General features: G+C 72.6%; 8 protein-coding genes. 6 read left to right on the top strand and 2 right to left on the bottom strand.

The window, feature by feature from the left end; all coding sequences use genetic code 11:
- The first annotated feature begins 109 nt into the window (after positions 1–109).
- On the top strand, positions 110–238 hold the full coding sequence (locus AB0C69_RS09400; protein WP_268247751.1) for a hypothetical protein: 129 nt from the start codon (positions 110–112) through the stop codon (positions 236–238).
- Positions 239–342: 104 nt separating this feature from the next.
- On the opposite strand, the gene AB0C69_RS09405 is transcribed toward AB0C69_RS09400, so the two are convergent.
- Both AB0C69_RS09405 and AB0C69_RS09410 read right to left on the bottom strand, forming a co-directional pair.
- Positions 343–1467: an enolase C-terminal domain-like protein gene (locus AB0C69_RS09405; protein ID WP_360351845.1), complete on the bottom strand. Its 1125-nt coding sequence runs from the start codon at positions 1465–1467 to the stop codon at positions 343–345.
- 30 nt (positions 1468–1497) lie between these two features.
- Positions 1498–2556, bottom strand: a complete 1059-nt coding sequence (locus AB0C69_RS09410) for a LacI family DNA-binding transcriptional regulator (RefSeq protein WP_345182711.1) — start codon at positions 2554–2556, stop codon at positions 1498–1500.
- 141 nt (positions 2557–2697) lie between these two features.
- Here AB0C69_RS09410 and AB0C69_RS09415 point away from each other — a divergent pair, with 141 nt between their 5' ends.
- From AB0C69_RS09415 to AB0C69_RS09435, 5 genes are all read left to right on the top strand, one after another.
- Positions 2698–3567: an ABC transporter permease gene (locus AB0C69_RS09415; RefSeq protein WP_345182712.1), complete on the top strand. Its 870-nt coding sequence runs from the start codon at positions 2698–2700 to the stop codon at positions 3565–3567.
- 128 nt (positions 3568–3695) lie between these two features.
- Positions 3696–4718: an ABC transporter substrate-binding protein gene (locus tag AB0C69_RS09420; RefSeq protein ID WP_360351850.1), complete on the top strand. Its 1023-nt coding sequence runs from the start codon at positions 3696–3698 to the stop codon at positions 4716–4718.
- 20 nt (positions 4719–4738) lie between these two features.
- On the top strand, positions 4739–5560 hold the full coding sequence (locus tag AB0C69_RS09425) for an ABC transporter ATP-binding protein (RefSeq protein ID WP_345182714.1): 822 nt from the start codon (positions 4739–4741) through the stop codon (positions 5558–5560).
- Between the two features lie 99 nt (positions 5561–5659).
- Positions 5660–6811: a Gfo/Idh/MocA family oxidoreductase gene (locus AB0C69_RS09430; RefSeq protein ID WP_345182715.1), complete on the top strand. Its 1152-nt coding sequence runs from the start codon at positions 5660–5662 to the stop codon at positions 6809–6811.
- Between the two features lie 32 nt (positions 6812–6843).
- The coding region (locus tag AB0C69_RS09435) for a dihydrodipicolinate synthase family protein (RefSeq protein ID WP_360351855.1) at positions 6844–7959 on the top strand (1116 nt) is incomplete at its 3' end.

A 7959-nucleotide genomic window follows, 5' to 3' on the forward strand; every position in this document is an offset into this window, starting at 1 on the left:
GCCGCGGCCCTGGGTGGGAACCGCGGTCTAGACCATTTTGCGGACCCGGCATCTCGCCGGGACCATCTATTGATCCGGCCCGGCCTTGAACAGGAGGACTGCGGTAACAATGGACAACGCCCTGGCGAACCCCCGGCGGACCAAGATCGACGCGTGGCCCGAATGGCGGCCCGCGGAACCGGACTCCGAGCGCCCCGCGGAGGCCGATGTGTCCGAGGACGAGCTCGCCGCGCACTGACGGCCCTCCGGCCGATAGATGAGAACCCGCCCGGCCCCCGGGCGGGTTCTTCGCGTCCGGGCCCGGGCGCCGCACAGGAGCCGCCCGTCGGTCGGCTCGGGCGGTCAGAGGACGCTGACCGCCAGTTCGCGGACGGTCCGCTCGTCCACCTCGACGCCGAGGCCGGGGGCGTCGGGGACGTGGGCGGTGCCGTCGCGGATCTCGACGGTCGGCCCCGCGTACGGGGACTCGATGAACTGGCGTCCGTTGAGGTCGACCGGGGTGTCGACGCCGAAGGCCGAGAAGAGGTGCAGGGACGCGGCGAGGCCGAGGTCGGAGTCGGTGAGGCCGGAGCCCATGAGCGCGACGCCGCAGTCCTCGGCGAGGGAGCACAGGCGGCGCGACAGGGTCAGCCCGCCGGTGCGCTGGACCTTCGCGATGGCGACGTCGACCGCGTCCAGGCGGACGAAGGTCGCCAGGTCGGACGGGTGGCGGAGGCTCTCGTCGAGGGCGACCGGGATCGGGCAGGCGTCGCGGAGGCGGCGCAGGCCCGCGATGTCGTTGGCCGGGAGGGGCTGCTCGAACGCGGTCACGCCGAGGTCCTCCAGGCGGCGCGCCAGCGTGAGGGCCGAGCGGACGGTGTAGCCCTGGTTCGCGTCCACCCAGAGCGCCGCGCCGTCGCCCGCGTGCAGGCGGACGGCCTCCACGACGTCGGCGTCCTCGGGGCCGAGGCCGACCTTCACCTTGAACGCCCGGTAGCCGAGGTCGCGGCCCTCGGCGACGCTGTCGGCGACCTCGGCGGAGGTCCGGCCGGAGACGATCCACCCGAGGTCGATCGTCTCGCGGCGGCGCCGGCCCCACAGGACGCCCAGCGGGACCCCGGCGGCGCGGCCGAGGAGGTCGTGGAGGGCGACGTCCACGGCGGACTTGGCCAGGGGCGCGCCGATGCTGAAGCCCCGGTTGATCGCGCGGTCGAAGGCGGTCGTCACGCCGTCGAGGTCCCAGGCGGGACGGCCGGTGATCGCGGGCGCGAGGTACCGGTCGATCGTGGTGACGATGGACTCGGCGGTCTCGTACGTCCAGGCCGGGATGGGGGTCGCCTCTCCCCAGCCGTGCGCGCCCTCGGCGCTGACCTTCACCAGGACGCGCAGGCTGGGCCGCCCGGCGACGGCGACCGCGCCGCCGGACACCCCGAACGAGCGCCGGGTGGGCAGCGCGACGCAGAACGTCTCGATTTTCTCGATCTTCATTCACGCCTCCGGGAAGCGGGCGCCCGCGGGTCAGCCGGGCGGTGCGGTGCTGCCGCGCAGCACCACCTCGCCCGCGACGCGCTCGATGCGGCTGCGGCGGGTGGCGGGCTCGCGCAGGGCCAGGCCCATGACGCGCTCCCCCATCGCGTTCAGCGGCAGCGCGACGGTGGTGAGGGCCGGGGTCAGGTCGCGGACGATCGAGATGTCGTCGAATCCGGCGAGCGACATCTCCTCCGGCACTAACACGCCGTTGTCGCGCAGCGCGGCGAGCGCGCCGACCGCCATCACGTCCGTGACGGCGAACACGCAGGTCGGACGGTTCTCGCGGCGGAGCAGCTCGGTCGCCGCCCGGTAGCCGCCGTCGCGCGTGAAGGGGGCCTCGACGATGTGCTCGGGCGCGACCCGGACGCCCGCCTCGGCGAGCGCCTCGGTGAATCCGCCGAGCCGGTCGTGGACGGTCGTCAGGGCGCGGGGGCCGGTCAGCACGCCGAAGCTGCGGTGGCCGAGGTCGAGCAGGGCGCGGGCCAGGGCGGCGGCGCCCTCCCGGTTCTGCGGCAGGATGGCGTCGACCTTGAGGCTGCGGTGCCGGCTGAGGACGGCGACGCGGCCGCCGGTGCGCTGGTAGGGGTCGAGCTCGGCGGCCATCGCCCGCTCCCAGTCGCGGTCCTCGAAGCCGGAGCCGATGAGCAGGATCGCGCGGGCGCGCTGGGCGCGCAGCATCGCCACGTACTCGACCTCGCGCGCCGGGTCGCGGAAGGTGCTGGCGAGCATCACCAGCATCCCGTGCTCGGCGGCGGTGCGCATGACGCCCCGGGCGATGGCGGCGAAGTAGGGGTCGCTGACGTCGTGGCAGACCACCCCGACGGACTTGCTGGAGGAGCTGGCGAGCGCCTGGGCGTGCGCGTTCGGGGTGTAGCTCAGCTCGGCCGCCGCGGCAAGGACGCGTTCCCGCAGGTCGGCGCGCACCTGCGAGGTGCCGTTCAGGACGCGGGACGCGGTCGCCAGCGAGACGCTCGCCTCCTTCGCGACGTCCTGCAGGGTCACGTACGCCCGGTCGCCGGTGCGCTCCCCTTCGGCCGCTTCCGTCATCACCGCCCCCTCGGCCGGCACGGGCCCTCGCGGCGGGTTCCTGGCGAAGACCCTCTTGACCGCGGCGCGCGCCGCTTCTTACGGTACATCAGAAAGCGCTTTCTGAACGCGCTTTCCAAACCACCCCGTCCGGAGGAACCCATGGTGAGTCAGGGTACGACGGCCGCCCCGCCCTCGGCGGACGCGGCGGGCGTCGTGGAACGCGCCAGGCCCGGCGCGGGCGAACGGATCCGCGACGGCCTGGAACGGTCGTGGCGGCCCGTCGCCCTGCTGGTGGCCTGCTTCGCCGCGTGGTGGGCGATCAGCGCCTTCAAGCTGGTCGAGGCCTACCTCGTCCCCTCGCCCGGCGCGACGCTGCGGCTGATGGGCGACAAGTGGGGCTACATCTGGCACCACACGTGGGTCACCACGTACGAGACCCTGATCGGCTTCGCGCTCGCGGTGCTCATCGGCGTCGCGTCCGCGGTGATCATGGTGTACTCGTCGACGGTCGAGCGCACCCTCTACCCGATCCTGCTGTTCGCGCAGGTCGTCCCGAAGATCGCGATCGCCCCGCTGTTCGTGGTGTGGCTCGGCTTCGGCATCGGTCCCAAGATCGTCGTGGCGGTGCTGATCGCCTTCTTCCCGGTGGTGATCTCGATGGTCGCCGGGCTGAAGGCGGTGGATCCGGAGATGCTGCAGCTGTCGGCCACGATGGGCGCGAGCCCGATGGCCACGTTCTCCAAGATCCGGCTGCCGGCGTCGCTCCCGCACCTGTTCTCCGGCCTGAAGGTCGCGGTCACCCTGGCCGTCACCGGCGCCGTGGTCGGCGAGTTCGTCGGCGCGAACGAGGGGCTCGGCTACGTGATCCTGCAGGCCAACGGCAATCTCGACACCCCGATGCTGTTCGCCGGGCTGCTGGTCATGTCGGCCATCGGCGTGGTGCTGTTCGTCGTCGTCGAGGTCGCGGAGAAGCTGCTGCTGCCGTGGCACGCGAGCCGCCGCGGCGACGCCGTCACCACGACGTACTGACGGCGCCGCCCGGCGGTGCGCCGGCGCGCCCCCCGCCACCCGAACCGCCCGCCCGGAATCCGCTGGACGGGACGTCCCGACAGTCCAACGGCCGAGCACGACCCACCCCACCTACGGAGAGCCGTCCAATGAAACTCCGCACCCTCGCCATCGCCGTCATGGCGCCGGCCCTCGCACTCGCCGGCACCGCCTGCGGCGGTGACTCGGGCGAGAGCACGAGCGCCTCGGGCAAGAAGCTGACCAAGGTCACCCTGACCCTGAACTGGTACCCCTACGGCGAGCACGCGCCGTTCTACTACGGCAAGAAGAAGGGCATCTTCGAGAAGCACGGCATCGACCTGGAGATCAAGGCGGGCCAGGGCTCGCAGAAGACCGTCCAGGCCACCGGCGCCGGGCAGACCGACTTCGGCTGGGCCGACACGCCCGCGCTGCTCGCCGCCGTCGACAAGGGCATGCCGGTCAAGAGCATCGGCGTGTTCCTGCAGACGACGCCCGCGTCCGTGCAGTCGTTCACCTCGGCGGGGATCAAGAAGCCCGCCGACCTGAAGGGCAAGAAGATCGCCGGGACGGCCGGGGACGCGCTGGCGCGCACCTTCCCCGTGTTCCTGCAGAAGAACGGGATGAGCGCGAGCGACGTCCCCGTCCAGAACACCGACCCGGCCGGGAAGATGGCCGCGGTGCTGGCCGGCAAGACCGAGGGCCTCATGGGCTTCGCGAACGACCAGGGCCCGACGATGGCCGCCAAGTCCGGCAAGGAGGTCTCGTACCTGCGGTACTCCGACTTCGGGCTGAACTTCTTCTCCAACGGCCTGCTGGCCGGCGAGCGGAAGCTGAAGAGCGACGCCAAGCTCGTCAAGGAGATGGTCGCGGCGACGAGCGAGTCGTGGACGGCCGCGGAGGGCGACCAGGCGGGCGCCGTCGCGAGCATGGCGGGCGCGTCCGAGCAGCTGCCGCCCGAGAAGGTGCTCACCGAGCAGTTCAAGACCACGCTGACGCTGCTGCACACCCCCGCGACGCAGGGCAAGGCGCCCGGCGTCAACTCCGAGGACGACTGGAAGCAGACGATCGCCACCTTCCAGCAGGCCGGGGTCATCGGCAAGGCGCAGGCGCCGTCGGAGTACTGGCAGGCGTCGGCCGCTCCGCAGACGTGACGGGACGAGCGATGAGGATCATGAGCGAGAAATCCACCGCGAAGCCGGACACCGGCCGGGAGACGGGCCGGGAGAACGCCGTCAGCCTCAATGAGGTCGCCGTCCGGTTCCGCACCCGCAAGCGCGACGTCACCGCCCTGCGCGAGGTGTCGCTGGAAGTCCCGATGGGCGAGTTCGTCGCGATCGTCGGTCCGTCCGGCTGCGGCAAGTCCACGATGCTGAAGCTGGTCGCGGGGCTGCTGAAGCCCTCGACCGGGGACGTGCGGCTGCGCGGCGACAAGGTCACGGCGCCGCGCCCGGACATCGGCTACGTGTTCCAGCGGGCCGCGCTGCTGGAGTGGCGCAGCGCCCGCAAGAACATCCTCCTCCAGGCGGAGATGCGCAAGATGCCGGCCGAGCAGGCCCGCAAGCGGACCGCCGAGCTGATCGAGATGACCGGCCTGAAGGGCTTCGAGGACGCGCTGCCGCACGAGCTGTCGGGCGGCATGCAGCAGCGGGTCGCGCTGTGCCGGGCGCTGCTGCACGAGCCGCGCGTCCTGCTGATGGACGAGCCGTTCGGCGCGCTCGACGCCCTCACCCGCGAGCAGCTCAACATCGAGATGAACCGGATCTGGCGGGAGACGGGCACCACCGTCCTGCTGGTCACGCACTCCATCGCGGAGGCCGCCTACCTGGCCAACCGCGTCGTGGTGATGACCGACAGGCCCGGGTCGATCGCCGAGATCATCGACGTCGACCTGCCCGCGGAGCGCGACTACGCCGCCACGATGGCCCGCCCGGAGTTCGCCCGCGTCACCAACCGCGTCCGGGGACTTCTCGGCGCGGGCGCCGCGGCGGACTGACCGGCGCCGACCGACCGGGCGCGCACCGACCGGCGCGCCCTGCTCGGCACGCCGGAGGGCGCGCCGCACTGGACACACGACAGGCTAGGAAGGAACGGGATGGCACGCAGGTCCATCGGGATCGTCATGAACGGCGTCACCGGCCGGATGGGGTACCGCCAGCATCTTCTGCGCTCGATCCTCGCGATCAGGGAGCAGGGCGGGGTCCGCACGGCCGAGGGCACCGTGCTGTGGCCGGAGCCGGTGCTGGTGGGACGCAGCGAGACCAAGCTGCGCGAACTGGCCGAACGGCACGGGCTGACGGCGTGGACGACCGACCTGGCCGAGGCGCTGGCGCGTCCGGACACCGACGTCTACTTCGACGCCCAGGTCACCTCCGCGCGGGTCGAGGCGATCCGCGCGGCGGTGGCCGCCGGTAAGCACGTCTACACCGAGAAGCCCATCTCGGAGGATCTCGACGAGGCGCTCGCCCTGGCGCGCCTGGCCGACGAGGCCGGCATCAAGCACGGCGTGGTGCAGGACAAGCTGTTCCTGCCGGGGCTGCTCAAGCTCAAGCGGCTGGTGGACGGCGGGTTCTTCGGCCGGATCCTGTCGGTGCGCGGCGAGTTCGGGTACTGGGTGTTCGAGGGCGACTGGCAGGAGGCCCAGCGGCCCAGCTGGAACTACCGCGCCGAGGACGGCGGCGGCATCATCCTGGACATGTTCTGCCACTGGCGGTACGTGCTGGACGGGGTGATCGCGCCGGTCCGGTCGGTGCAGGCGCTGGGCGCGACCCACATCGGCGAGCGGGTGGACGAGCACGGCAAGCCCTACGAGGCCACGGCCGACGACGCCGCCTACGGGATCTTCGAGCTGGAGGGCGGGATCGTCGCCCAGATCAACTCCTCGTGGGCCACCCGGGTGTTCCGCGACGAGCTGGTCGAGTTCCAGGTCGACGGCACGGAGGGGTCGGCAGTCGCGGGGCTGCGGCGGTGCCGCGTCCAGCACCGGTCGATGACGCCGAAGCCGGTGTGGAACCCCGACCTGCCCGCCACCGAGGACTTCCGCTCGCAGTGGCAGGAGATCCCCGACAACACCGAGTTCGACAACGGCTTCAAGACCCAGTGGGAGATGTTCCTGCGCCACGTCGCCGACGACGGCCCCTTCCCCTGGGACTTCTACGCCGGAGCGCGCGGCGTCCAGCTCGCCGAGCTGGGCCTGCGGGCGTGGCGGGAGGGCCGCCGCCTCGACGTTCCGGAGCTGACCCGATGAGGATCGACCTGCCCGGGGCGCCCGGCCACGCGATGAGCGAGCCGCGCACCTACAAGCCGCCCGCGGGACCCGCCGCGTCGCGCGTCGCGTACGCGGCCGCGCACGTGGTGGCCGGGGACGGGGCGGCGGGCGACGCGGGCCTGGACTGGGACGCGACGCTGGCGTTCCGCCGGCACCTGTGGTCCTACGGGCTGGGCGTCGCCGAGGCGATGGACACCGCCCAGCGCGGCATGGGCCTGGACTGGGCGACGACCCGCGAGCTCATCGTGCGGAGCGGTGAGGAAGCGCTTTCAGCAGGGGGCCGGATCGTCTGCGGGGCGGGCACCGACCAGCTGCCCGCCGGGCCCGCGTCGCTGGAGCAGATCGCCGCCGCGTACGAGGAGCAGCTCGCCGTCATCGAGTCCGTCGGCGCGGTGCCGGTGCTGATGGCGAGCCGGCACCTGGCGGCCGCGGCGAGCGGCCCGGAGGACTACGCCGCCGTGTACGGGCGGCTGCTGGCCCAGGTCAGGCGGCCGGTCGTGCTGCACTGGCTGGGCCCGATGTTCGACCCGGCGCTGGAGGGCTACTGGGGCTCGGCCGACCTGGACGTGGCTTCCGGCGCGCTGCTCGCGCTGATCGGCGAGCACGCGTCCAGGATCGACGGGGTGAAGATCTCGCTGCTGGACGCGGCGCGGGAGATCGACCTGCGCCGCCGGCTGCCGGCCGGGGTCCGGCTCTACACGGGCGACGACTTCAACTATCCGGAGCTGATCCGGGGCGACTCCGAGGGGCACAGCGACGCGCTGCTCGGCGTCTTCGACCCCATCGCGCCCGCCGCCGCGGCCGCCCTGCACGCGCTGGACGGCGGCGACACCGCGTCCTACGAGGAGATCTTCGCCCCCACGGTGCCGCTGGCCCGGCACCTCTTCGAGACGCCCACCTACTACTACAAGACGGGAGTGGTGTTCCTGGCCTGGCTGACCGGCCACCAGCGGCATTTCCGGATGGTCGGCGGGCTGGAGACCGCGCGTTCGGTGACGCACATGGCCGGCCTCTTCCGGCTGGCCGACGCCGCCGGTCTCTTCCCCGACCCCGACCTCGCGGCGCACCGGATAGCTCTCGCTCGGCGAGGGCGCGATCCAGCCGTGGTCGGGCGGGCACGTCAGCGA

Source organism: Actinomadura sp. NPDC048032 (genome assembly GCF_040653175.1).
In the GTDB taxonomy this organism is placed as follows: domain Bacteria; phylum Actinomycetota; class Actinomycetes; order Streptosporangiales; family Streptosporangiaceae; genus Spirillospora; species Spirillospora verrucosospora.

Bases quoted from the DNA above. Each gene is read 5' to 3' on its own strand.
- AB0C69_RS09400 (WP_268247751.1), top strand. From the start codon at position 110: ATGGACAACGCCCTGGCGAACCCCCGGCGGACCAAGATCGACGCGTGG.
- AB0C69_RS09405 (WP_360351845.1), bottom strand. From the start codon at position 1,467: ATGAAGATCGAGAAAATCGAGACGTTCTGCGTCGCGCTGCCCACCCGG.
- AB0C69_RS09410 (WP_345182711.1), bottom strand. From the start codon at position 2,556: ATGACGGAAGCGGCCGAAGGGGAGCGCACCGGCGACCGGGCGTACGTG.
- AB0C69_RS09415 (WP_345182712.1), top strand. From the start codon at position 2,698: ATGGTGAGTCAGGGTACGACGGCCGCCCCGCCCTCGGCGGACGCGGCG.
- AB0C69_RS09420 (WP_360351850.1), top strand. From the start codon at position 3,696: ATGAAACTCCGCACCCTCGCCATCGCCGTCATGGCGCCGGCCCTCGCA.
- AB0C69_RS09425 (WP_345182714.1), top strand. From the start codon at position 4,739: ATGAGCGAGAAATCCACCGCGAAGCCGGACACCGGCCGGGAGACGGGC.
- AB0C69_RS09430 (WP_345182715.1), top strand. From the start codon at position 5,660: ATGGCACGCAGGTCCATCGGGATCGTCATGAACGGCGTCACCGGCCGG.